This window comes from Pseudomonas veronii (assembly GCF_002028325.1).
GTDB lineage: Bacteria > Pseudomonadota > Gammaproteobacteria > Pseudomonadales > Pseudomonadaceae > Aquipseudomonas > Aquipseudomonas veronii.
In genome coordinates, this window is sequence record NZ_CP018420.1 from 918,140 (window position 1) to 940,651 (window position 22,512).

Here is a 22,512-nt window from a genome sequence, read left to right on the forward strand (position 1 = left end):
TTGTCATGTCGCATCAATCTGATTTGATCAGCGAGGACATCCTCGCCTACCTGGGCCAGCACGAGCGCAAGGAAATGTTGCGCTTCCTGACCTGCGGCAACGTCGACGACGGCAAGAGCACCCTGATCGGGCGCCTGCTGCACGACTCCAAGATGATCTACGAAGATCACCTGGAAGCCATCACCCGCGATTCGAAGAAGGTCGGCACCACCGGTGACGACATCGACCTGGCTCTGCTGGTCGACGGCCTGCAGGCCGAGCGCGAGCAAGGCATCACCATCGATGTCGCCTACCGCTACTTCTCCACCGCCAAGCGTAAATTCATCATTGCCGACACCCCCGGCCATGAGCAGTACACCCGCAACATGGCCACCGGTGCGTCCACCTGTGACCTGGCGATCATCCTGGTCGACGCGCGCTACGGCGTGCAGACCCAGACCCGTCGCCACAGCTTCATTGCCTCGTTGCTGGGCATCAAGCACATCGTGGTCGCCATCAACAAGATGGACCTCAACGGTTTCGACGAAGGCGTATTCGAGCAGATCAAGGCCGACTACCTGAAGTTCGCCGACGGTATCGCCTTCAAGCCGAGCACCATGGCGTTCGTGCCGATGTCGGCGCTCAAGGGCGACAACGTGGTGAACAAGAGCGAGCGTTCGCCGTGGTACACCGGCCAGTCGCTGATGGAGATCCTCGAGACCGTCGAGATCGCCAACGACCGCAACTACACCGACCTGCGTTTCCCGGTGCAGTACGTCAACCGTCCGAACCTGAACTTCCGCGGTTTCGCCGGCACCCTGGCCAGCGGCATCGTCCACAAGGGCGACGAAGTCGTGGTGCTGCCGTCGGGCAAGAGCAGCCGCGTCAAATCCATCGTCACCTTCGACGGTGAACTGGAACACGCCGGTCCCGGCCAGGCCGTGACCCTGACCATGGAAGACGAGATCGACATCTCCCGTGGCGACCTGCTGGTGCATGCCGACAACGTGCCGCAAGTGACCGACGCCTTCGACGCCATGCTGGTGTGGATGGCCGAAGAGCCGATGCTGCCGGGCAAGAAATACGACATCAAGCGCGCCACCAGCTACGTGCCGGGTTCCATCACCAGCATCGTGCATCGCGTGGACGTGAACACCCTGGCCGAAGGCCCGGCGAGTTCGCTGCAGTTGAACGAAATCGGCCGGGTCAAGGTCAGCCTCGACGCCGCCATCGCCCTGGACGGTTACGCGAGCAACCGCACCACCGGCGCGTTCATCGTCATCGACCGCTTGACCAATGGCACCGTGGCCGCGGGCATGATCATCGCGCCGCCGGTCAGCCACGGCAGCGCCGCGCAGCACGGCAAGTTGGCCCATGTGGCCACCGAAGAGCGCGCCCAGCGCTTCGGCCAGCAGCCGGCCACCGTGTTGTTCAGCGGCTTGTCGGGCGCCGGCAAAAGCACCCTGGCCTATGCGGTTGAACGCAAGTTGTTCGACATGGGCCGCGCGGTGTTTGTACTGGATGGCCAGAACCTGCGCCACGACCTGAACAAAGGCTTGCCGCAGGATCGCGTCGGGCGTACCGAGAACTGGCGTCGTGCGGCTCACGTCGCACGCCAGTTCAACGAAGCCGGCCTGCTGACCCTGGCCGCGTTCGTTGCGCCGGATGCCGAAGGGCGTGAACAGGCCAAGGCACTGATCGGTGCCGACCGCTTGCTGACGGTCTACGTGCAGGCTTCGCCGCTGGTGTGTGCCGAGCGCGATCCACAAGGCTTGTACGCGGCCGGTGGGGATAACATCCCTGGCGAGTCCTTCCCCTACGACGTGCCGTTGAATGCCGATCTGGTGATCGACACCCAGGCCCTGTCGCTGGAAGACAGCGTCAAGCAAGTGCTGGAGCTGTTGCGTCAGCGCGGCGCGATATAGGCGCGCTGATAAGCGTTAAGCGTCAAGCTGCAAAAAAGCCCGTCAGCGTGTGAATCGCGACGGGCTTTTTAGTGTGTCTGAGGGTTAAATTTCTTCGCGAGCAGGGACATCAGTTTGGGTGATTACGTCACTGTCTCTTTTTTCTGAGAGGGTTGCTTCCGAGGTGGTATTGATGGTGTTTTTGCCTCCGCCTATACGAATGTCGCCCTTGCCTTCGGTGGTGATGAAGGAGGCTCCGCCACTACTGGTGATAGAGAACCTTCCGGAAAGTGAGGTCATTGTGTCGCGGTCCCCGCGGCCAGCGATATGAGTCGCCTGATCGGGGCCACCACCTGTTCCGCTCCTCATGATGTTGTTGCCGGCACCGCCGTCAAGTGAGTTATACCGACTTAGTCCCCCGGTCAGAAAGTCGTTGCCGCCTTGTCCTTCAAGCATGCCCCCGCCACTCCCCAAGGACGCTTCATCATCACCGTTACCCAAGTATGCGAATGTTAGGCCGCCTCCGCTCTTGACGTGATCGTCACCGTCTCCGGTGTAGATCGCAACGGTGTTTTTTACGTCTTCATCTACAGTGACCCGGTCGTTGCCGCCGTTGGTTTTGATAAGGAGTGTTTTTAAGGCCTTTTCGTTCTCCAGATTTAACGGGTAACTTTCCCCGTTGATATCTGCCGTAACCTTATTGTCACTGCCCAGGCGAATGTGAATGCGGTCGTTTTCGTTACCCGTATTAATGGTGACGCGTTTAGGTATGCCTGGAGTATTGGCTTCCTGGAGATCGTAATCTGCGCTGATCGTTAGATTGCCGTCTTCGTATGTCTTGCTGTAGACATCCGGTGTCGACTGGTCACGTCCTGGGTGAAGTCGACTAACTAGAAGTGAGGGCAGCGAATATGGAACATAGGGTGCGGATGTCGGCGAGATGTTCATGAAGTTGGTTCCGTAAGTTTTCTGATGGTATTGCATTCTGCGTAGACACTTGATTCATGCGTCTGGCGCCCACCTGAGGGCGCATTGCCTGAGTGGTGTTTAATGGATAGCGGTTTCTGTTGAACTTGTTTCTGCGAGTAACAAGTCGGCCGGTGTTTGGTGCGATATAAACCTTGCCACCACAAAAAGCCCGCCACCGATCACTCGGTGGCGGGCTTTTTACATGCTCAAGAACGTCTCGGTTGAATGTGGGAGGGGGCTTGCTCCCGATAGCGATGCTTCAGTCCGCAGATGCAGTGACTGAACCACCGCTATCGGGGGCAAGCCCCCTCCCACCTTTTGATCAGTGGCGGCCTGGGTAGTCGGTGTGCAACTGTTTCAGCAGCGCGTCCTTGTCTTCCCACAACCGGTTGATCCAGGCCTGGAACGCCAGCCGATACTCACTATCCTGCTCATAATTCTTGCCAATGAACTCGGCCGGAATCTGCACTTCTTCGAACTGCACCACCACGTCCTGCACATTCCCACACAACAAGTCCCAGTAGCCTGGGCGCCCGGCGGGGTAGTGGATGGTCACATTGACCAATGACTTGAGCTGCTCACCCATGGCATCCAGCACAAACGCGATACCGCCAGCCTTGGGCTTGAGCAGGTAGCGAAACGGCGACTTCTGCTGCGCATGCTTGCCGACGGTAAACCGCGTGCCTTCAGCAAAGTTGAAAATGCCCACAGGGTTGGCGCGAAACTTCGCGCAGGTCTTGCGGGTGGTTTCCAGGTCCTTGCCTTTCTTCTCCGGGTGTTTTTCCAGGTAGGCCTTGGAGTAGCGCTTCATGAACGGAAAGCCCAACGCCCACCAGGCCAGGCCAATCACCGGCACCCAGATCAGTTCCTGCTTGAGAAAGAACTTCAGCGGGCGAATCCGGCGATTGAGCACGTATTGCAGGACCATGATGTCGACCCAGCTCTGGTGGTTGCTGGTCACCAGATAAGAGTGCTGGTAGTCCAGCCCTTCCAGGCCTTTGAGGTGCCAGCGGGTGCGCCGCACCAGGTTCATCCACGCCTTGTTGTTGCTGATCCAGGCTTCATGGGTGTGGTTCATCAGCCATTCGCTGAAACGTTTGGCGAACGGCAGGGCCTTGAACAGTGCGACGATGAACAGGAACGAACACAGCAGGATCGTGTTCAGCGCCAGCAGTAACGACGCGATTACCCCGCGCACGGCGGCAGGTAGAAAATCCAGCATTTAGATATCCATAGGTCGGTTGGCGGCTTGAATCGCGGTCAGGGCGATGGTGTACACAATGTCGTCGACCTGGGCGCCGCGCGGCAGGTCGTTCACCGGTTTGCGCAGGCCCTGGAGCATCGGCCCGAGGCTGACGCAATCGGCGCTGCGTTGTACCGCCTTGTGGGTGGTGTTGCCGGTGTTCAGGTCGGGGAACACGAAGACCGTGGCCTTGCCCGCCACCAGGCTGTTGGGCGCCAGTTGCCGGGCGACGGTTTCGTTGGCGGCGGCATCGTATTGCAATGGGCCGTCGATCAGCAGCGAACTTTGCTGTTCATGGGCGAGCAGGGTGGCTTCGCGGACCTTTTCCACCTCTTCGCCGCTGGCCGACTCACCGCTGGAATAGCTGATCATCGCCACCCGCGGGGTGATACCGAACGCGGCCGCCGAATCGGCGCTCTGCAGGGCGATTTCCGCCAGTTCGGCGGCGCTCGGGTGCGGGTTCATCACGCAGTCGCCGTACACCAGCACCTGTTCGGGGAACAGCATGAAGAACACCGACGACACCAGGGTGCAGCCCGGCGCGGTCTTGATCAGTTGCAGGGCCGGGCGGATGGTGTTCGCGGTGGAGTGGATAACGCCGGAGACCAGGCCGTCGACTTCATCCAGGGCGAGCATCATGGTCGCGATCACCACGGTGTCTTCGAGCTGCTGTTCGGCCATCGGCGCGTTGAGGCTCTTGCTTTTGCGCAACGCGACCATCGGTTCGACATAACGCTCGCGGATCAGGTCCGGGTCGAGAATCTCCAGGCCTTCGGGCAATTCGATGCCCTGGGCGCGGGCGACCGCTTCGACGTCCGCCGGCTTGGCCAGCAACACGCAGCGGGCAATGCCGCGGGCCTGGCAGATCGCGGCGGCTTGCACGGTCAACGGCTCGCTGCCTTCGGGCAGGACGATGCGCTTGTTGGCGGCCTGGGCGCGTTGGATCAACTGGTAGCGGAACACTGCCGGCGACAGGCGCATCTCCCGTGGCGTGCCGCAGCGTTGGTGCAGCCAGCGCGCATCGAGGTGGCTGGCGACGAAATCGGTGATGATCTCGGCCCGCTCACGGTCATCGATGGGGATTTCCTTGTTCAGGTTGTTGAGCAGGTTCGCGGTCTCGTAGGAACCGGTACTCACCGACAGCACCGGCAACCCGGCCTGGAACGCGCCTCGGCAGAGGTCCATGATGCGCGGGTCGGGCAGGGTGTCGCTGGTCAGCAGCAGGCCGGCCAGGGGCACGCCGTTGATCGCCGCCAGGCTGACGGCGAGGATGATGTCGTCGCGGTCACCCGGTGTCACCACCAGCACGCCCGGCTTGAGCAGTTCCACGGTGTTGCGCATGGTGCGGGCGCAGATGATGATCTTGGTCATGCGCCGGGTTTCGTAATCCCCGGCGTTGAGGATCTGCGCGCTCATCAGGTCGGCGACGTCACGGGTGCGCGGCGCGTTGAGTTCGGGCTGGAAAGGAATGCAGCCGAGCAGGCGGAAATCCCCGCTGCGCAGCAACGGCGAATGCTCCTTGAGGCGCGCCGAGAAGGCCTCCATGCTTTCATCGGTGCGTACCTTGTTGAGGATCACGCCGAGCACTTTCGGGTCCTTCGGGCCGCCGAACAGTTGGGCCTGCAGCTCCACGCGGCCGGAGAGTTCGGTGAGCACTTCGTTTTCCGGCGCCGAGACCAGGATCACTTCCGCGTCCAGGCTCTTGGCCAGGTGCAGGTTGACCCGCGCCGCATAGCTGGCGCTGCGGGTCGGCACCATGCCTTCGACGATCAGCACGTCCTTGCCCACGGCGGCCTGCTGATACAGGGTGATGATTTCTTCGAGCAACTCGTCGAGCTGGCCGTCGCCGAGCATCCGCTCGACATGGGCCAGGCCCAGGGGCTGCGGCGGTTTGAGGCCGTGGGTGCGCGCCACCAGCTCGGTGGAGCGTTCGGGGCCGGTGTCGCCGGGGTGCGGCTGGGCAATCGGTTTGAAGAAGCCGACTTTCAACCCGGCACGTTCAAGGGTGCGGACCAGCCCAAGGCTGATAGAGGTCAGACCCACACCAAAATCGGTGGGCGCGATAAAAAAAGTCTGCATGCGAATTCTCTGGAGGTGCATGGCTTCGGTGGCGCTCTATGGTTGAGTGCCTACCGGGAATCAGGCGCCAAGGTTATCGTTATTCGCGCTCCTGCGCACACCAGCCGCAGGCAAAGGGCTGGCCTATTTTTTCCAGGCGGCGTGCGGGGTCGAGCACCCAGGCGCGCGATTGCCAGGGCGGCTGGTGGCGCAGGTGCTGGGTGTGGCCGCAGGACAGCTCGGCAACCCAGTGCCGGTCGTCGTCCTGGTGGAATCCGATGATGACGACGGCCGTTGATTGGTCCCGTCCGTCCGGGTTCTGTTCGCTTTCGGGCAAATCCTTGTTTAGACTTGTCCGTTCTTCATTCTTATGCAAAAGGTCTCGCCCCATGACGATCGCCGCTAACAAGGCTGTCTCCATCGACTATACCCTGACCAACGACGCTGGTGAGGTCATCGACAGCTCAGCCGGCGGCGCGCCGCTGGTCTACCTGCAAGGCGCAGGCAACATTATCCCGGGCCTGGAAAAAGCCCTGGAAGGCAAGCAAGTTGGTGATGAACTGAAGGTTGCCATAGAACCTGAGGAAGCTTACGGCGAATACTCCGCCGAATTGGTCAGCACCCTGAGCCGCAGCATGTTCGAAGGTGTCGACGAGCTGGAAGTGGGCATGCAGTTCCACGCTTCCGCGCCGGACGGCCAAATGCAGATCGTCACCATCCGTGATCTGGACGGCGACGACGTCACTGTCGACGGTAACCACCCTCTGGCAGGCCAGCGCCTGAACTTCCAAGTGACGATCGTTGCCATCCGCGACGCTTCCCAGGAAGAAGTCGCTCACGGCCACGTCCACGGTGAAGGCGGTCATCACCATTGATCGATGTTTTGATCAGGTGGTAGCAAAAACGCCCCGACTGGTTCGGGGCGTTTTTTTGTGCGTGCAATAAAGATGTATGGCGCCCAAACAAAAATGCCCCGGACCTTTCGGTACGGGGCATTTCTTAACTGTTACGCAGGTAAACCTGCGTGGCAGTTTATCGCTTAGGCTGCAGCAGCAAGGTTCAGAGCCTTGATGTGGCCGTTCAGGCGACCTTTATGGCGAGCAGCTTTGTTCTTGTGGATGATGCCTTTATCGGCCATACGGTCGATAACTGGCACAGCCAGAACGTAAGCAGCTTGAGCTTTTTCAGCGTCTTTTGCGTCAATGGCCTTAACTACATTCTTGATGTAGGTACGAACCATGGAACGCAGGCTGGCGTTGTGGCTGCGACGCTTCTCAGCCTGTTTTGCACGTTTTTTGGCGGAAGGTGTGTTGGCCACCGTCGAGCTCCTCGAAAGACTTTTTAGGAAATAGCAAACAAAATAGGCCGCGAATCATGCCGATGAGTTGATGGGTTGTCAAGGGCGGTTGATGCGAACTGCTGAGTGGTCGATCTGAAGAGGCGGGTGATTTATTTCCGGCGCTTGACCTGTAAACTCGCGAGCTTTGGCGCTGTGCTGTTGCAGGCGCGCAGTATCGCATAAGTAGGCGCGTAGTTCGCCTGCTCTTTATCTATAGGCGCAAACTCTTTCAATGAATCTGCTCAAATCGTTGGCTGCCGTCAGCTCAATCACGATGATTTCCCGGGTATTGGGGTTTGTGCGTGACACCTTGTTGGCACGCATTTTCGGCGCCAGCATGGCCACGGATGCGTTCTTCATTGCCTTTAAACTGCCCAACCTGTTGCGGCGGATCTTCGCCGAGGGCGCGTTTTCCCAGGCGTTCGTGCCGATTCTGGCGGAATACAAGACGCAGCAGGGCGAGGAGGCGACCCGCACATTCATTGCCTATGTCTCGGGCTTGCTGACCCTGGTGCTGATGCTGGTGACTGTGATCGGCATGCTCGCCGCGCCGTGGGTGATCTGGGCCACGGCGCCCGGTTTTGCCAATACGCCGGAAAAATTCGCGCTGACCACTGATCTGCTGCGGGTGACTTTCCCCTACATATTGCTGATTTCCCTGTCATCCCTGGCTGGCGCCATCCTCAATACCTGGAACCGTTTCTCGGTGCCGGCGTTCGTGCCGACCCTGCTTAACGTCAGCATGATTATTTTCGCGCTGTTCCTCACGCCCTACTTCGATCCGCCGGTCATGGCCCTGGGCTGGGCCGTCCTGGCCGGCGGCCTGGCGCAATTGCTCTACCAACTGCCGCACCTGAAAAAGATCGGCATGCTCGTGTTGCCGCGCCTGAACCTCAAGGACACCGGCGTCTGGCGCGTGATGCGCAATATGCTGCCAGCGATCCTCGGGGTGTCGGTCAGCCAGATTTCGCTGATCATCAACACCGCGTTCGCCTCATTGCTGGTGTCCGGTTCGGTGTCGTGGATGTACTACGCCGATCGCTTGATGGAGCTGCCGTCCGGCGTCCTCGGCGTGGCCCTGGGCACGATTCTGCTGCCGACGCTGGCGCGTACTTACGCGAGCAAGGACCGCCATGAATACTCGCGCATTCTCGATTGGGGCCTGCGCCTGTGCTTCGTGCTGGTGTTGCCGTGCTCGCTGGCCCTGGGAATCCTCGCCGAGCCACTGACGGTGTCGTTGTTCCAGTACGGGCAATTCGGCGCACACGATGCCTTGATGACTCAGCACGCGCTGATCGCTTACTCGGTCGGTCTGCTTGGGATTATCGTGATCAAAGTGCTGGCGCCGGGGTTCTACGCCCAGCAAAACATCCGCACGCCGGTGAAGATCGCGATCTTCACGCTGGTCGTCACGCAACTGCTCAACCTGGTGTTCATCGGTCCGCTGGCGCATGCCGGCCTGGCCCTGGCCATCAGCGCCGGTGCCTGTATCAATGCCGGCCTGCTGTTTTACCAACTGCGCAAACAGCAGATGTTCCAGCCGCAGCCTGGCTGGGGCATGTTTGCCCTCAAGCTGCTGGTGGCGGTGGCGATGATGTCGGCGGTATTGCTGGGCCTGATGCACTTCATGCCGGCCTGGGATCAAGGCCATATGCTCGAGCGTTTCTTGCGCCTGGGCGTGCTGGTGGTGGCGGGCGTGGTGGTGTACTTCGGGATGTTGCTGCTGCAAGGTTTCCGCCTGCGGGATTTCAATCGCAAGGCGCTGGGTTAGCGAGTTTGCCGCGATAAAACCGGTGTTTTATCGATTCCATCCATTTTGCCCTGCGCTGTTGCCTGTGATCCGGGGCCGGGTGTGGTTATAATCGACCACTTTATGAGCAAGAAGCGCGTTATGCAGCTGGTTCGAGGTCTCCACAACCTGCGCCCCCAGCATCGGGGCTGCGTCGCCACTATTGGCAACTTTGACGGTGTACACCGTGGCCACCAGGCTATCCTGGCCCGGCTGCGCGAGCGCGCGGTCGAGTTGGGCGTGCCCAGCTGCGTGGTGATTTTTGAGCCACAGCCGCGGGAATTCTTTACCCCGGAAACGGCGCCAGCGCGCCTGGCCCGCTTGCGCGACAAGCTGCAACTGTTGGCCGAGGAGGGCGTGGACCGTGTGCTGTGCCTGGCCTTCAACCAGCGCTTGCGCAGCCTCAGCGCCGCCGAGTTCGTCGACCGTATCCTGGTGGATGGCTTGGGCGTACAGCACCTGGAGGTCGGCGACGACTTCCGTTTCGGCTGTGATCGGGTCGGCGATTTCGATTTTCTGCAGCACGCCGGCGTAACCCAGGGTTTTACCGTCGAAGCCGCGCAAACCGTCGAACTGGACGGCCTGCGCGTGAGCAGTACCCAGGTGCGTAATGCCCTGGCCGCTGCCGACTTCGCCTTGGCCGAGCGTTTGCTCGGTCGCCCGTTCCGCATTGCCGGGCGGGTATTGCACGGCCAGAAGCTGGCGCGCCAACTGGGCACGCCAACCGCCAACGTGCAGCTCAAGCGCCGTCGTGTGCCGCTGACCGGGGTTTACCTGGTGAGCGTCGACATCGACGGCCAATCGTGGCCGGGAGTCGCCAATATAGGCGTCAGGCCCACGGTTGCAGGTGATGGCAAGGCCCACCTGGAGGTTCACCTTTTGGATTTTGCCGGTGATCTGTATGACCGGCGTTTGACGGTGGTTTTCCACCAAAAGCTGCGTGAAGAGCAGCGTTTCGCCTCCCTCGAGGCGTTGAAAACGGCGATCAATGCGGATGTCGCCGCCGCCCGTGCCCTAGCCGCACCTAGCGCCCATCGCTAACCGAAGAGCCTTAAATGACCGACTATAAAGCCACGCTAAACCTTCCGGACACCGCCTTCCCAATGAAGGCCGGCCTGCCACAGCGCGAACCGCAGATCCTGCAGCGCTGGGACAGTATTGGCCTGTACGGAAAGTTGCGCGAAATTGGCAAGGATCGTCCGAAATTCGTCCTGCACGACGGCCCTCCTTATGCCAACGGCACGATTCACATCGGTCATGCGCTGAACAAGATTCTCAAGGACATGATCGTCCGCTCGAAGACCCTGTCGGGCTTCGACGCGCCGTATGTCCCGGGTTGGGATTGCCACGGCCTGCCGATCGAACACAAAGTCGAAGTGACCCACGGCAAGAACCTGGGCGCCGATAAAACCCGCGAACTGTGCCGTGCCTACGCCACCGAGCAGATCGAAGGGCAGAAGTCCGAGTTCATCCGCCTGGGTGTCCTGGGCGACTGGGCCAACCCGTACAAAACCATGGACTTCAAGAACGAGGCCGGTGAAATCCGCGCCTTGGCCGAAATCGTCAAGGGCGGTTTCGTGTTCAAGGGCCTCAAGCCCGTGAACTGGTGCTTCGATTGCGGTTCGGCCCTGGCTGAAGCGGAAGTCGAGTACGAAGACAAGAAGTCCTCGACCATCGACGTGGCCTTCCCGATCGCCGACGACGCCAAGCTGGCCGCGGCCTTTGGCCTGGCAAGCCTGGCCAAGCCAGCCGCCATCGTGATCTGGACCACCACCCCGTGGACCATCCCCGCCAACCAGGCGCTGAACGTCCACCCGGAATTCACCTACGCCCTGGTGGATGTCGGTGATCGCCTGCTGGTGCTGGCCGAAGAGATGGTCGAAGCCTGCCTGGCGCGTTACGCGCTGGAAGGTTCGGTGATCGCCACCACCACCGGTTCCGCGCTGGAACTGATCAACTTCCGTCACCCGTTCTACGACCGCCTGTCGCCGGTGTACCTGGCTGACTACGTTGAACTGGGCGCCGGCACCGGCATCGTTCACTCCGCGCCTGCTTACGGCGTAGACGACTTCGTGACCTGCAAGGCCTACGGCATGGTCAACGACGACATCTTGAACCCGGTGCAGAGCAACGGTGTTTATGCGCCGTCCCTGGAATTCTTCGGTGGCCAGTTCATCTTCAAGGCCAACCAGCCGATCATCGACAAGCTGTCGGAAGTCGGCGCGCTGCTGCACACCGAGACCATCAAGCACAGCTACATGCACTGCTGGCGCCACAAGACCCCGCTGATCTACCGCGCCACTGCGCAGTGGTTCATCGGCATGGATAAAGAGCCGGCCAGCGGCGACACCTTGCGCAACCGCGCGATCAAAGCCATCGAAGACACCAAGTTCGTCCCGGCCTGGGGCCAGGCGCGCCTGCACTCGATGATCGCCAACCGTCCAGACTGGTGCATCTCCCGCCAGCGCAACTGGGGCGTGCCGATCCCGTTCTTCCTCAACAAGGAAAGCGGCGAGCTGCACCCGCGTACCGTCGAGCTGATGGAAGTCGTGGCCCAGCGCGTTGAGCAGGAAGGCATCGAAGCCTGGTTCAAGCTGGACGCCGCCGAGCTGTTGGGCGACGAAGCGCCGCTGTACGACAAGATCAGCGACACCCTCGACGTGTGGTTCGACTCCGGTACCACCCATTGGCACGTGCTGCGCGGTTCGCACCCGATGGGTCATGCAGCCGGCCCGCGCGCCGACCTGTACCTGGAAGGTTCGGACCAGCACCGTGGCTGGTTCCACTCGTCGCTGCTGACCGGTTGCGCCATCGACGACCACGCACCGTACCGCGAACTGCTGACCCACGGTTTCACCGTCGACGAAAACGGCCGCAAGATGTCCAAGTCCCTGGGCAACGTGATCGCGCCGCAAAAGGTCAACGACACCCTGGGCGCCGATATCATGCGTCTGTGGGTGGCCTCGACCGATTATTCGGGCGAGATGGCCGTGTCGGAGCAGATCCTGCAGCGTAGCGCCGATGCCTACCGCCGTATCCGCAATACCGCACGCTTCATGCTGTCGAACCTGACCGGTTTCAACCCGGCCACCGACATCCTGCCGGCCGAGGACATGCTTGCCCTGGACCGTTGGGCCGTGGACCGTACCCTGTTGCTGCAGCGCGAGTTGCAAGAGCACTACGGCGAATACCGCTTCTGGAACGTCTACTCGAAGATCCACAACTTCTGCGTGCAGGAGCTGGGCGGTTTCTACCTCGACATCATCAAGGATCGCCAGTACACCACCGGCGTCAACAGCAAGGCGCGCCGCTCGGCGCAGACCGCGCTGTACCACATCTCCGAAGCGCTGGTGCGCTGGATCGCACCGATCCTGGCCTTCACCGCCGACGAACTGTGGGAATACCTGCCGGGCGAGCGCAACGAATCGGTGATGCTCAACACTTGGTACGAAGGCCTGACCGAACTGCCGGCCGACTTCGAACTGGGCCGCGAGTACTGGGACGGCGTGATGGCGGTGAAAGTGGCCGTGAACAAGGAGCTGGAAGTGCAGCGCGCGGCCAAGGCCGTCGGTGGCAACCTGCAAGCCGAAGTCACCCTGTTTGCCGAGGAAGGCCTGAGCGCCGACCTGGCCAAGCTGAGCAACGAACTGCGCTTCGTGCTGATCACCTCCACCGCGAGCCTGGCGCCATTCGCCCAGGCCCCGGCGGACGCCGTGGCCACCGAAGTGCCTGGCCTGAAGCTCAAAGTCGTCAAGTCGGCCTTCCCCAAGTGCGCCCGTTGCTGGCACTGCCGTGAAGATGTCGGCGTGAACCCTGAGCATCCGGAAATCTGCGGTCGTTGCGTCGACAACATTAGCGGTGCCGGCGAGGTTCGTCACTATGCCTAATGCCAGTCGTTTCGGACGTCTTGGCTGGCTCGTATTGAGCGTGCTGGTCCTGGTCATCGACCAGGTCAGCAAGGCTCACTTCGAGGGCTCCCTGGAGATGTTCCAGCAGATCGTGGTGATCCCGGATTACTTCAGCTGGACGCTGGCCTATAACACCGGCGCGGCGTTCAGCTTCCTGGCCGATGGCGGCGGCTGGCAGCGCTGGTTGTTCGCCCTGATCGCCGTGGTGGTCAGTGCGGTGCTGGTGGTCTGGCTCAAGCGCCTGGGGCGCGATGACACCTGGCTGGCCATCGCCTTGGCGCTGGTGCTGGGTGGCGCGCTGGGCAACCTGTACGACCGCATCGCCCTGGGCCATGTGATCGACTTCATTCTGGTGCATTGGCAGAACCGCTGGTACTTCCCCGCGTTCAATTTTGCCGACAGCGCCATCACCGTCGGTGCAATCATGCTGGCACTCGATATGTTCAAAAGTAAGAAAACCGGAGAGACCGTTCATGACTGATCAGGTATTGGCTGAACAACGCATCGGCCAGAACACGGAAGTCACCTTGCATTTCGCATTGCGCCTGGAGAATGGCGACACGGTCGACAGCACGTTCGACAAATCCCCGGCGACCTTCAAGGTGGGCGATGGCAACCTGCTGCCGGGTTTTGAAGCGGCCTTGTTCGGCTTCAAGGCCGGCGACAAGCGCACCCTGCAGATCCTGCCGGAAAACGCCTTTGGCCAGCCCAACCCGCAAAACGTACAGATCATTCCGCGTTCGCAGTTCCAGGACATGGAACTGTCGGAAGGCCTGCTGGTGATCTTCAACGATGCGGCGAACACCGAGCTGCCGGGTGTGGTCAAAGCCTTCGATGACGCGCAAGTGACCATCGACTTCAACCATCCGTTGGCCGGTAAAACCTTGACGTTTGACGTAGAAATCTTCGACGTTAAAGCGCTCTAACTGACAGAACCGGCTCCTGCGGGCGCTGGCTTGTGTGGGAGCTGGCTTGCCTGCGATGGCATCACCTCGGTGTACCTGATACACCGAGTCGACCGCATCGCAGGCAAGCCAGCTCCCACAAAGACACGAGGCACAGCATGCAAATCAAACTCGCCAACCCCCGTGGCTTCTGCGCCGGCGTGGACCGCGCGATCGAAATCGTCAACCGTGCCCTGGAAGTCTTCGGACCGCCGATTTATGTGCGCCATGAAGTCGTCCACAACAAATTCGTGGTCGAAGACTTGCGCGCTCGCGGCGCCATCTTTGTCGAAGAGCTCGACCAGGTGCCGGACGACGTTATCGTTATCTTCAGCGCCCACGGCGTATCCCAGGCGGTGCGGACCGAAGCGGCAGGCCGCGGCCTGAAAGTGTTCGATGCCACCTGCCCATTGGTTACCAAGGTGCATATCGAAGTCGCGCGCTACAGCCGCGATGGCCGTGAGTGCATCCTGATCGGCCACGCCGGCCACCCGGAAGTCGAAGGCACCATGGGCCAGTACGATGGCAGCAACGGTGGCGCAATCTACCTGGTGGAAGACGAAAAAGACGTCGCCAACCTGCAGGTACGCAACCCTGAGCGTTTGGCCTTCGTCACCCAGACCACGTTGTCGATGGACGACACCAGCCGAGTGATCGATGCCTTGCGCACACGCTTCCCGGCAATTGGCGGCCCACGCAAGGACGACATCTGCTACGCCACGCAAAACCGCCAGGACGCAGTCAAGCAACTGGCCGATGAATGTGATGTGGTGCTGGTTGTCGGCAGCCCTAACAGCTCCAACTCCAACCGCCTGCGTGAACTGGCTGAACGCATGGCCACGCCGGCGTACCTGATCGACGGCGCCGAGGACATGCAGCGCAGCTGGTTCGACGGCGTCGAGCGCATCGGTATCACTGCGGGCGCCTCGGCACCGGAAGTGCTGGTGCGCGGTGTGATCCAGCAGTTGCAGGCCTGGGGCGCTACCGGTGCCGATGAGTTGGCCGGTCGTGAGGAGAACATCACTTTCTCCATGCCCAAGGAGCTGCGGGTGCGTTCGCTGCTCTGAGTCCCAGGATGTTGAGCGAGCCCCGGCATAATGCCTGCTCGGTTTTATCCCGGCGCAGGCTGATGCGTCCGCTGGGAGCCAGCACCACTTGAAACAGGCTTTGTGCCTGATCCGTGGCGCATACATGCACGGTGCCGGCACGAAAGCCCCCGCCGGCAAAGACCGGCTCGCCCAGCCCGCTGAAGCGTACCTGGCTCCTGACCGGGCCATTGCCCACGATCGGTACGCGCCCATTGTCCTGGTGCTCCAGCAGTACGGGATTATCGTCGTCCAGATGGCCTCGCCCGTTCAGGTCCACGATCACCCGCCAGCCCCTGCTCCAATCGTCGTCCAAGGCATGAATGACTACCGCCCGGTTGCGTGCGATGGCTTCGCTGCGCGCATAGCGCAGGCCGCCAACCAAAGACTGGGCCGCACTGTGTCGCTGCTGGGACTCCAGCAACCCCTTGAAACTGGGGACCGCCAGCTGCGCGAGGATGCCGCTCAGGATCAGCCCGAGCAGTAGTTCGATCAGGGTGAAGCCTCGTTGTGTCATGTGCGGTTCCTCCGTGGACGCGATGAATATTCAGGTGGCATGCCTAGGTATAGCGCTCCGGTCGTGGCGTTGAATGCTGGCCTTTATGTCCAAAGTATTTCCCTTTGTTCCGGGAGCGGCACAGGCCGAAAACCGCCGCTAGTCTTGGGCCGCACAGCAGGTTTTTCCTGCTTTTTCCGGCCTTTGACAGGGATGACGACGGTAATGCTTGCTTGCTCGACTGCTTTGTTTCGACCGGTGACTTCCCGCCACCAAACCGGCATGACCCTGATCGAGGTGGTGGTGGCGGTGCTGATTCTGGTGATCGGCCTGCTGGGCGCTGCGGTGGTCCAGCTCAATGCGCTCAAGTACACCGACAGTACGCGGATGACCAGCCAGGCCAGCTTCATCGCCTACGACATGCTGGACCGCATTCGCGCCAATGCTGGCGCCGACTATTCGTGGGTGCGAACCGAGCGCGCGCCACTGTTCACGTCGACGGGCAGCGTGCGCGACCTCGACCTGCATGATTTCGAGGCCAATATCATCGGTTTCGCCGGCGACAGCGGCAGTGGCTCGGTGCTCGTTCGTGCCGATGAGGTGACCGTGAGCATCAGTTGGGATGATGCCAGGGGGGCAAAAAAAGCCGGGGCGAGGGAAACGCTCACACTCACCAGCCGCATCGCCGATGAATCGCAGGTGTCGCAATGAATCGGCGGATGCGGGGTTTCAGTGTGTTGGAGCTGCTGCTGGCGTTGACGCTCGGGTTGGTGCTGAGCCTTGGGTTCAGCCAAATCGCCATCAGCGCTCGAACCACCGATGCCAGCCAGCAGGCCGCCATGCTGCTGCAGGATGATGCGCGGTTTGCGCTCGGCAAGCTGATTCAGGACATTCGCCTGGCGGGCATGTTCGGTTGCCTGGCTACGGCATCGATCGAAGGTGCGCCGTTGGCTTTCGATCGACCAATCAGCTGGAATGCCACGGGTGACGCAAGGTCGCTGACGCTGGTCAGCGCTGAGGTCGGCGAGGACGGCGGCGCGCCGGATTGGACCGTATTGTCCGACTGCTCCGGCTCTGCCCACGCTTATGCCGGTACGCCACCACCCGCCGTGCCGGGGCAGATACGCTTTGCGATACGCCAGCTCACCTACACCTTCGAGGCTGGCCAGCTGAAAGTCAGTACCCCGTCAGCCCCGGCCAAGGCGGTGCTGGTGGACAACGTGCAGGCGTTCGAGATCAGTTTCGGCGTGGCAGCCAAGCCTGACTCGACGCCGGTGGTGGGTTATGACCCCGGCCCGGCCGACAATTCGCTGATACGCAGTGTACGCATCCGTTTGACGCTGCAAGACCCGGACGGGTTGGTGAAGGCGCAAACCTGGAGCGTGGTTGCAGCGCTGCGCAACCGGCTGGGGTAGGGCGACCATGGCAGGGTTTCGTGTTGTTGAACGACGGCAGGCGGGCATGGTGCTGCTGATCAGCCTGGTGTTCCTGTTGCTGTTATCGCTGATCGCGTTGTCTTCGATGCAGGGTGCGGTGTCCCAGCAGAAGGTCGTTGGCAGTGTCTGGCATCGCAACCAGTCGCTGCAAAGTGCCGAAAGTGGCCTGAGGCTGGGGGAGGCGGCCGTGCGGCGGGCAGGCGCCGCGTGGCCTGTGTGCGCGTCGATCATCACCTGTGCGCCGCCGCGCGAGTCGTCCTCGGTGATAGCTCCCGGAACCGATCCCGTTTCGAGGGTGAACTGGGCCGCCATGGACGGCGGTCTTTACGCGGTTCAAGCGCTCGGGCCTGTCGTGGGGCTGGCTCATTTGCCTGCGCAGATGCCGGCAATGCTCTATCGGGTTACGGCGGTGGGGCTCCGTGGCCAATCGCGCACGGTGCTGGAGGCCATGTATGCGCGGGTGGACGAGGGAGGGCGCTCGCGGTTTCAGCGAGTGATGTGGCGACAACTTTACTGAGGAGCGGCGCAATGGGCATGGATAGCCAGGGTTTTACATTGATTGAGTTACTGACTGCCGTGGCGATCGTCGCGGTGCTGGCCGGTGTCGTTTATCCGGCGTATGTCGGCCATGTGAACAAGGCCTATCGCGCGGAAATTGTCGTGCTGTTGACCGAGCAAGCTCAGTCTCTGGAGCGGTATTACACGAGCAATGGCAGTTTTATTGATGCAAGCGGCGTCAGCGTCGGCAATGATCGCTATAGAATCACGGCTGCGCTGAACCCTCAGGATTTCAGCCTGCTGGCCACACCAGGCGTCGACTCTGTCATGGCAGGCGACGCTTGCGGGGCATTCAGCCTGACCAGTAGCGGTGCGCGGACCAACCCCGGAGCGGCCCCAGGCATGTCACGCAAGACATGCTGGGGGCAGTGATGGGTGTACTCCATGAGTGGGCGCCGAGTGCGCTTTTCCCTTTTTATCGGCTGGATCAAATGATGGCTAAGCAACAGCGAGTGGTGGTGGTCGGTGGCGGAGTAATCGGCTTGTTGACGGCGTTCAACCTGGCGACCCAGGGCCTGGCAGTCGTACTGCTGGAGCGCTCGGGGCTCGGGCAGGAGTCCTCGTGGGCAGGTGGCGGCATTGTCTCGCCACTGTACCCGTGGCGCTACAGCCCGGCAGTCACGGCTTTGGCTCATTGGTCCCAGGACTTTTATCCACAACTGGCCGAGCGCTTGTTTGCCGATACCGGCGTTGATCCGGAGGTCCACACCACCGGGCTCTACTGGCTGGACCTGGAGGATGAAGCCGACGCATTGGCCTGGGCCGCGCGCGAAGGACGGCCATTGAGCAAGGTGGATGTGTCGGTCGCCCATGATGCGGTTCCGGTGCTGGGCGGTGGTTACTCCCAGGCGATCTACATGGCGAATGTGGCGAATGTGCGCAACCCGCGCCTGATCAAATCCCTCAAGGCGGCGCTGCTGGCGCTGCCAGGCGTGACGATTCATGAACAGTGCGAAGTTGACGGGTTTGTGTTGGACGGCGACAACGTCGTCGGCGTGAATACGCCTGCCGGGCCGGTGCTCGGTGATCAGGTCGTGCTTGCGGCGGGGGCCTGGAGTGGGCAGTTGCTGGACAAGCTGGGCCTGTCGCTGCCGGTTGAGCCGGTCAAAGGCCAGATGATTTTGTACAAATGCGCCTCGGACTTTCTGTCGAGCATGGTCCTGGCCAACGGACGTTATGCGATCCCGCGGCGTGACGGGCACATTCTGATTGGCAGTACCCTGGAACATGAAGGGTTCGACAAGACGCCGACCGGATCGGCGCTGGAGAGCCTGAAGGCTTCGGCCGTGGAGTTGATTCCCGCCTTGGCGGATGCCGAGGTGGTTGGCCATTGGGCGGGCCTGCGGCCAGGCTCGCCGGAAGGTATTCCCTACATCGGTCCTGTCCCCGGTTTCAAAGGGCTGTGGCTCAATTGCGGGCATTACCGCAACGGCCTCGTGCTGGCGCCGGCGTCGTGCCAGTTATTCGCCGATTTGTTGCTGGGGCACACGCCGATCATCGACCCGGCACCCTACGCGCCCACAGGTCGGATCAACGTTGGATAGCTTTCGGCCCTTGCTCCAGATGCGCCTGGGTGCAATACCATTCTTGCCGTGAGCTCAGTGCTCGGTCCTGCGGCAGATGCACGCCGCAGTGAGCGCAGCGCACCATTGGCGTTGCGTCGGGTTCGCCGGAACGTTGTTGTTTGACGGCCGGGTTTTTGAATTTGCGCCAGAACCATACCGCGGCAGCAATGACGGCAATCCAGAACAGTAGACGAACCATGATGGGCAGTTTCTCGACAAGGAATGCGCCAGTTTAGCCAAGGACGTGGCAGGCGCACAGCGCAATAACGCTTGCGCATAAAAAAGGGAGCCCCGAGGGCTCCCTTTTTACGTTGCGTCGGATGATCAGTCGAACACACCGAAGGTCATGTAGCTGAACCACGAGCGGTCCTGGTTGTTGCCCAGGGCTTGCGGCGCTTGTTCTTCGATCACATCGCCATTTTCATCATGGGGCTTGAGGTCCGCAGGGATGGCTTCCTTGGCGTCCTGGAACTGTTTCATCACGTCCTGGTTGGCGCGGGTTTCACCCGGCGGCAGCGGTGGACGCGACTCGATCAGACCCAGGGTGTACTTGCTCAGCCACGAACGGTTGTCCGCTTCGGCAACCTGAGGCACGAACTGGCCGTCTTTCAGGCTTGGGTGATCCGGGTAGTTGAGCTTCAGGGTTTCCAGGCTGGTGGCCGCCAGGGCGTCCAGGTGCAGGCGCTGGTAGGCCTCGGTCATCACCGCCAGGCCATCACCCACGGAAGGGGTTTCCTGGAAGTTTTCCACGACATAGCGACCACGGTTGGCGGCTGCCACGTAAGCCTGACGGGTCAGGTAGTAGTGGGCCACGTGGATTTCGTAGGAGGCCAGCAGGTTGCGCAGGTAGATCATGCGCTGCTTGGCGTCCGGCGCGTAGCGGCTGTTGGGATAGCGGCTGGTCAGCTGGGCGAACTCGTTGTAGGAGTCGCGGGCAGCGCCCGGGTCACGCTTGGTCATGTCCAGCGGCAGGAAGCGCGCCAGCAGGCCAACGTCCTGGTCGAACGAGGTCAGGCCCTTGAGGTAGTAGGCATAGTCGACGTTCGGGTGCTGCGGGTGCAGGCGGATAAAACGCTCGGCGGCGGACTTGGCGGCTTCCGGCTCGGCGTTCTTGTAGTTGGCGTAGATCAGCTCGAGCTGGGCCTGGTCGGCGTAGCGCCCGAACGGATAGCGCGACTCCAGGGCCTTCAGCTTGGCTGTGGCACTGGTGTAGCTATTATTGTCCAAGTCTTTTTGAGCTTGTTGATACAGCTCGACTTCGCTCAGGTTTTCGTCGACGACTTCCTTTGTTGACGAGCAAGCAGCAGTCATGGCGAGGATGGCGATCAGCAGCAGGTGTTTCACTTGCATGGCGGCTTGCGTCCCTATGACGGCCGCTGTCTTGGGCGGGGCCGTCCTGTTATGATGAGCGCCCCGTTGAAAGCATCGGGGCAAAAGACGCCGTATTTAACCACAAGCGCGCAGCCGAAACCAAAGGCTGTGCCACGCCTAGTCTGAGCATGTCCGATAAAATTGAACTTCGCGCAGAGGTGCCGTCCGAATTGGGCGGCCAACGCCTCGATCAAGTCGCCGCACAATTATTCGCTGAGCACTCGCGCTCGCGCCTTTCCGCCTGGATCAAAGACGGCCGCCTGACTGTGGATGGAGCGGTTATCCGCCCGCGAGACATAGTCCATGGCGGTGCGATTCTTGAGCTGACTGCCGAGCAGGAAGCCCAGGGAGAATGGATCGCCCAGGACATCGAGCTGGACATCGTCTATGAAGACGACGACATCCTGGTCATCAATAAACCCGCAGGCCTGGTGGTTCACCCGGCGGCCGGGCACGCTGATGGCACCTTGCTCAATGCTCTGTTGCACCATGTGCCGGACATCATCAATGTCCCGCGCTGCGGCATCGTACACCGCCTGGACAAGGACACGACCGGCTTGATGGTGGTGGCCAAGACCATTCAGGCCCAGACGCAGCTGGTTACACAGTTGCAGAGCCGCAGCGTCAGCCGGATCTACGAGTGCATCGTGATCGGCGTCGTGGTGGCGGGTGGCAAGATCAATGCGCCTATCGGTCGTCACGGCCAGCAGCGCCAGCGTATGGCGGTGATGGAAGGCGGCAAGCAGGCCGTCAGCCACTACCGTGTGCTGGAGCGTTTCCGGTCCCACACCCATGTGCGGGTCAAGCTGGAAACCGGCCGTACCCACCAGATTCGCGTACACATGGCGCACATCAACTTCCCGTTGGTCGGAGATCCGGCCTACGGCGGTCGCTTCCGTATTCCGCCGGCGGCCAGTGTCACCATGGTTGAATCGCTGAAGTCCTTCCCGCGTCAGGCGCTGCATGCGCGGTTCCTGGAGCTGGATCATCCGACGAGCGGTAAGCGGATGAGCTGGGAATCGCCTCTGCCGGACGATCTGGTCTGGTTGCTGTCGCTGCTCAGGCAGGATCGCGAGGCATTTATCGGATGAGTGACTGGCTGATTCCTGACTGGCCCGCGCCGGCTCAGGTCAGGGCCTGCGTCACCACCCGTGCGGGCGGCGTCAGCCTGGCGCCGTTCGACAGCCTCAACCTGGGCGATCACGTCGAGGACAGCCCCGAGGCTGTGCTTGAAAATCGCCGTCGCCTCACCGAAGTCTTTCATGTCCGGCCGGCCTGGCTCCGCCAGGTCCACGGCGTGAACGTGGTCGAGGCCGACCCCGAGCGCATTGCCGAAGCCGACGGCAGTTGGACCAGCACGCCGGGCATCGCCTGCACCTCCATGACCGCCGATTGCCTGCCTGCGTTGTTCTGCAACCGCGCCGGCACACGCGTCGCCGCCGCTCACGCGGGTTGGCGTGGCTTGGCCGCGGGCGTGCTGGAGGCCACCGCCGAAAGCCTGCAAGCCGAGCCTGCCGACATATTGGTCTGGCTGGGCCCGGCCATTGGCCCGCAAGCCTTCGAAGTCGGCCCGGAAGTGCGGGAAGCGTTCGTGCAGCAACTGCCGGGCACCGCCCAGGCCTTTGTGCCCAGCCGCAACCCCGGCAAGTTCATGGCCGATATCTACCAGTTGGCCCGTTTGCGCCTGGCTGCCCGCGGTATCACTGCCGTTTACGGTGGCGGGTTCTGCACCGTGAACGATCCGCGCTTCTTTTCTTTCCGCCGCAGTCCACGCACGGGTCGGTTCGCCTCCCTTATTTGGCTGGAGCGCTAGACTCTTCTGATCTACGTCAACTGTCCGACGCTTGAATCTCCCAGAATCGACCACA

Annotated in this window: 23 protein-coding genes; 15 read left to right on the forward strand and 8 right to left on the reverse strand. The window is 61.4% G+C overall.

All coding sequences use genetic code 11. The features are described 5' to 3' along the window. Positions 1-5 precede the first annotated feature (5 nt). A complete protein-coding gene (cysN, locus tag PverR02_RS04155; RefSeq protein WP_046488067.1) occupies positions 6-1,904 on the forward strand; it encodes a sulfate adenylyltransferase subunit CysN in 1,899 nt (632 codons plus the stop codon). An 84-nt stretch (positions 1,905-1,988) separates the two neighbouring features. On the opposite strand, the gene PverR02_RS04160 is transcribed toward cysN, so the two are convergent. From PverR02_RS04160 to PverR02_RS04175, 4 genes are all read right to left on the reverse strand, one after another. Further along, complete coding sequence (locus PverR02_RS04160; protein WP_079442828.1) at positions 1,989-2,831, reverse strand: hypothetical protein; 843 nt, start codon at positions 2,829-2,831, stop codon at positions 1,989-1,991. A gap of 343 nt (positions 2,832-3,174) precedes the next feature. After that, positions 3,175-4,074 (reverse strand): acyltransferase, encoded by a 900-nt coding sequence (locus tag PverR02_RS04165; RefSeq protein WP_046384745.1) that lies wholly within the window; start codon positions 4,072-4,074, stop codon positions 3,175-3,177. After that, positions 4,075-6,174, reverse strand: coding sequence for a phosphate acetyltransferase (gene pta, locus PverR02_RS04170; protein ID WP_046384744.1), 2,100 nt, complete (start codon positions 6,172-6,174; stop codon positions 4,075-4,077). Positions 6,175-6,253: 79 nt separating this feature from the next. After that, entirely contained in the window at positions 6,254-6,544 is a 291-nt protein-coding gene (locus PverR02_RS04175; protein WP_046384743.1) for a DUF3565 domain-containing protein, read from the reverse strand. Here PverR02_RS04175 and PverR02_RS04180 point away from each other — a divergent pair. Then, the gene (locus PverR02_RS04180) at positions 6,543-7,028 is read left to right on the forward strand and encodes an FKBP-type peptidyl-prolyl cis-trans isomerase (RefSeq protein ID WP_079442830.1); all 486 of its coding nucleotides are present in this window, start codon (positions 6,543-6,545) and stop codon (positions 7,026-7,028) included. The genes PverR02_RS04175 and PverR02_RS04180 overlap by 2 nt on opposite strands. Before the next feature lie 164 nt (positions 7,029-7,192). Here PverR02_RS04180 and rpsT read toward each other — a convergent pair whose 3' ends face one another. Further along, on the reverse strand, positions 7,193-7,471 hold the full coding sequence (gene rpsT / locus PverR02_RS04185) for a 30S ribosomal protein S20 (protein ID WP_003215870.1): 279 nt from the start codon (positions 7,469-7,471) through the stop codon (positions 7,193-7,195). Between the two features lie 253 nt (positions 7,472-7,724). Between rpsT and murJ the strand changes: the two genes are divergently transcribed. From murJ to ispH, 6 genes are all read left to right on the forward strand, one after another. After that, positions 7,725-9,263 carry a murein biosynthesis integral membrane protein MurJ gene (gene murJ, locus PverR02_RS04195; RefSeq protein WP_057005756.1) on the forward strand — a complete coding sequence of 513 codons (1,539 nt, stop codon included), beginning with the start codon at positions 7,725-7,727 and terminating at the stop codon, positions 9,261-9,263. A 120-nt stretch (positions 9,264-9,383) separates the two neighbouring features. Beyond that, positions 9,384-10,322 (forward strand): bifunctional riboflavin kinase/FAD synthetase, encoded by a 939-nt coding sequence (gene ribF / locus PverR02_RS04200; RefSeq protein WP_017845491.1) that lies wholly within the window; start codon positions 9,384-9,386, stop codon positions 10,320-10,322. A gap of 14 nt (positions 10,323-10,336) precedes the next feature. After that, positions 10,337-13,168 carry an isoleucine--tRNA ligase gene (ileS, locus tag PverR02_RS04205; protein WP_017845490.1) on the forward strand — a complete coding sequence of 944 codons (2,832 nt, stop codon included), beginning with the start codon at positions 10,337-10,339 and terminating at the stop codon, positions 13,166-13,168. Next, positions 13,161-13,670: a signal peptidase II gene (lspA, locus tag PverR02_RS04210; RefSeq protein ID WP_017845489.1), complete on the forward strand. Its 510-nt coding sequence runs from the start codon at positions 13,161-13,163 to the stop codon at positions 13,668-13,670. Before ileS ends, lspA begins: the two co-directional genes overlap by 8 nt. Before the next feature lie 7 nt (positions 13,671-13,677). Beyond that, positions 13,678-14,115 carry an FKBP-type peptidyl-prolyl cis-trans isomerase gene (gene fkpB / locus PverR02_RS04215; protein ID WP_169850802.1) on the forward strand — a complete coding sequence of 146 codons (438 nt, stop codon included), beginning with the start codon at positions 13,678-13,680 and terminating at the stop codon, positions 14,113-14,115. A 137-nt stretch (positions 14,116-14,252) separates the two neighbouring features. Then, a complete protein-coding gene (ispH, locus tag PverR02_RS04220) occupies positions 14,253-15,200 on the forward strand; it encodes a 4-hydroxy-3-methylbut-2-enyl diphosphate reductase (protein ID WP_017845487.1) in 948 nt (315 codons plus the stop codon). Here the strand turns inward: ispH and PverR02_RS04225 are convergent. After that, entirely contained in the window at positions 15,154-15,735 is a 582-nt protein-coding gene (locus PverR02_RS04225) for a GspH/FimT family pseudopilin (RefSeq protein ID WP_079442831.1), read from the reverse strand. The genes ispH and PverR02_RS04225 overlap by 47 nt on opposite strands. 204 nt (positions 15,736-15,939) lie before the next feature. Between PverR02_RS04225 and pilV the strand changes: the two genes are divergently transcribed. The 5 genes from pilV (at position 15,940) to thiO (ending at position 19,252) form a co-directional block, all read left to right on the forward strand. Further along, the gene (gene pilV / locus PverR02_RS04230; RefSeq protein ID WP_032804232.1) at positions 15,940-16,425 is read left to right on the forward strand and encodes a type IV pilus modification protein PilV; all 486 of its coding nucleotides are present in this window, start codon (positions 15,940-15,942) and stop codon (positions 16,423-16,425) included. Continuing rightward, entirely contained in the window at positions 16,422-17,129 is a 708-nt protein-coding gene (locus PverR02_RS04235; RefSeq protein WP_079442832.1) for a PilW family protein, read from the forward strand. The genes pilV and PverR02_RS04235 overlap by 4 nt, the downstream gene beginning before the upstream one ends. Before the next feature lie 46 nt (positions 17,130-17,175). Further along, positions 17,176-17,667, forward strand: a complete 492-nt coding sequence (locus PverR02_RS04240) for a pilus assembly PilX family protein (RefSeq protein WP_233098929.1) — start codon at positions 17,176-17,178, stop codon at positions 17,665-17,667. Positions 17,668-17,678: 11 nt separating this feature from the next. After that, complete coding sequence (locus PverR02_RS04245; RefSeq protein ID WP_017845482.1) at positions 17,679-18,080, forward strand: type IV pilin protein; 402 nt, start codon at positions 17,679-17,681, stop codon at positions 18,078-18,080. A gap of 62 nt (positions 18,081-18,142) precedes the next feature. Beyond that, the gene (thiO, locus tag PverR02_RS04250) at positions 18,143-19,252 is read left to right on the forward strand and encodes a glycine oxidase ThiO (RefSeq protein ID WP_079442833.1); all 1,110 of its coding nucleotides are present in this window, start codon (positions 18,143-18,145) and stop codon (positions 19,250-19,252) included. Here the strand turns inward: thiO and PverR02_RS04255 are convergent. Next, a complete protein-coding gene (locus PverR02_RS04255) occupies positions 19,239-19,472 on the reverse strand; it encodes a PP0621 family protein (protein ID WP_026139830.1) in 234 nt (77 codons plus the stop codon). The genes thiO and PverR02_RS04255 overlap by 14 nt on opposite strands. A 125-nt stretch (positions 19,473-19,597) precedes the next feature. After that, a complete protein-coding gene (locus PverR02_RS04260; protein ID WP_017845480.1) occupies positions 19,598-20,623 on the reverse strand; it encodes an outer membrane protein assembly factor BamD in 1,026 nt (341 codons plus the stop codon). 149 nt (positions 20,624-20,772) lie between these two features. Here PverR02_RS04260 and rluD point away from each other — a divergent pair, with 149 nt between their 5' ends. Further along, positions 20,773-21,735, forward strand: coding sequence for a 23S rRNA pseudouridine(1911/1915/1917) synthase RluD (gene rluD, locus PverR02_RS04265; protein WP_017845479.1), 963 nt, complete (start codon positions 20,773-20,775; stop codon positions 21,733-21,735). Next, positions 21,732-22,457 (forward strand): peptidoglycan editing factor PgeF, encoded by a 726-nt coding sequence (gene pgeF / locus PverR02_RS04270; protein WP_079442834.1) that lies wholly within the window; start codon positions 21,732-21,734, stop codon positions 22,455-22,457. Before rluD ends, pgeF begins: the two co-directional genes overlap by 4 nt. Positions 22,458-22,512 lie beyond the last annotated feature (55 nt).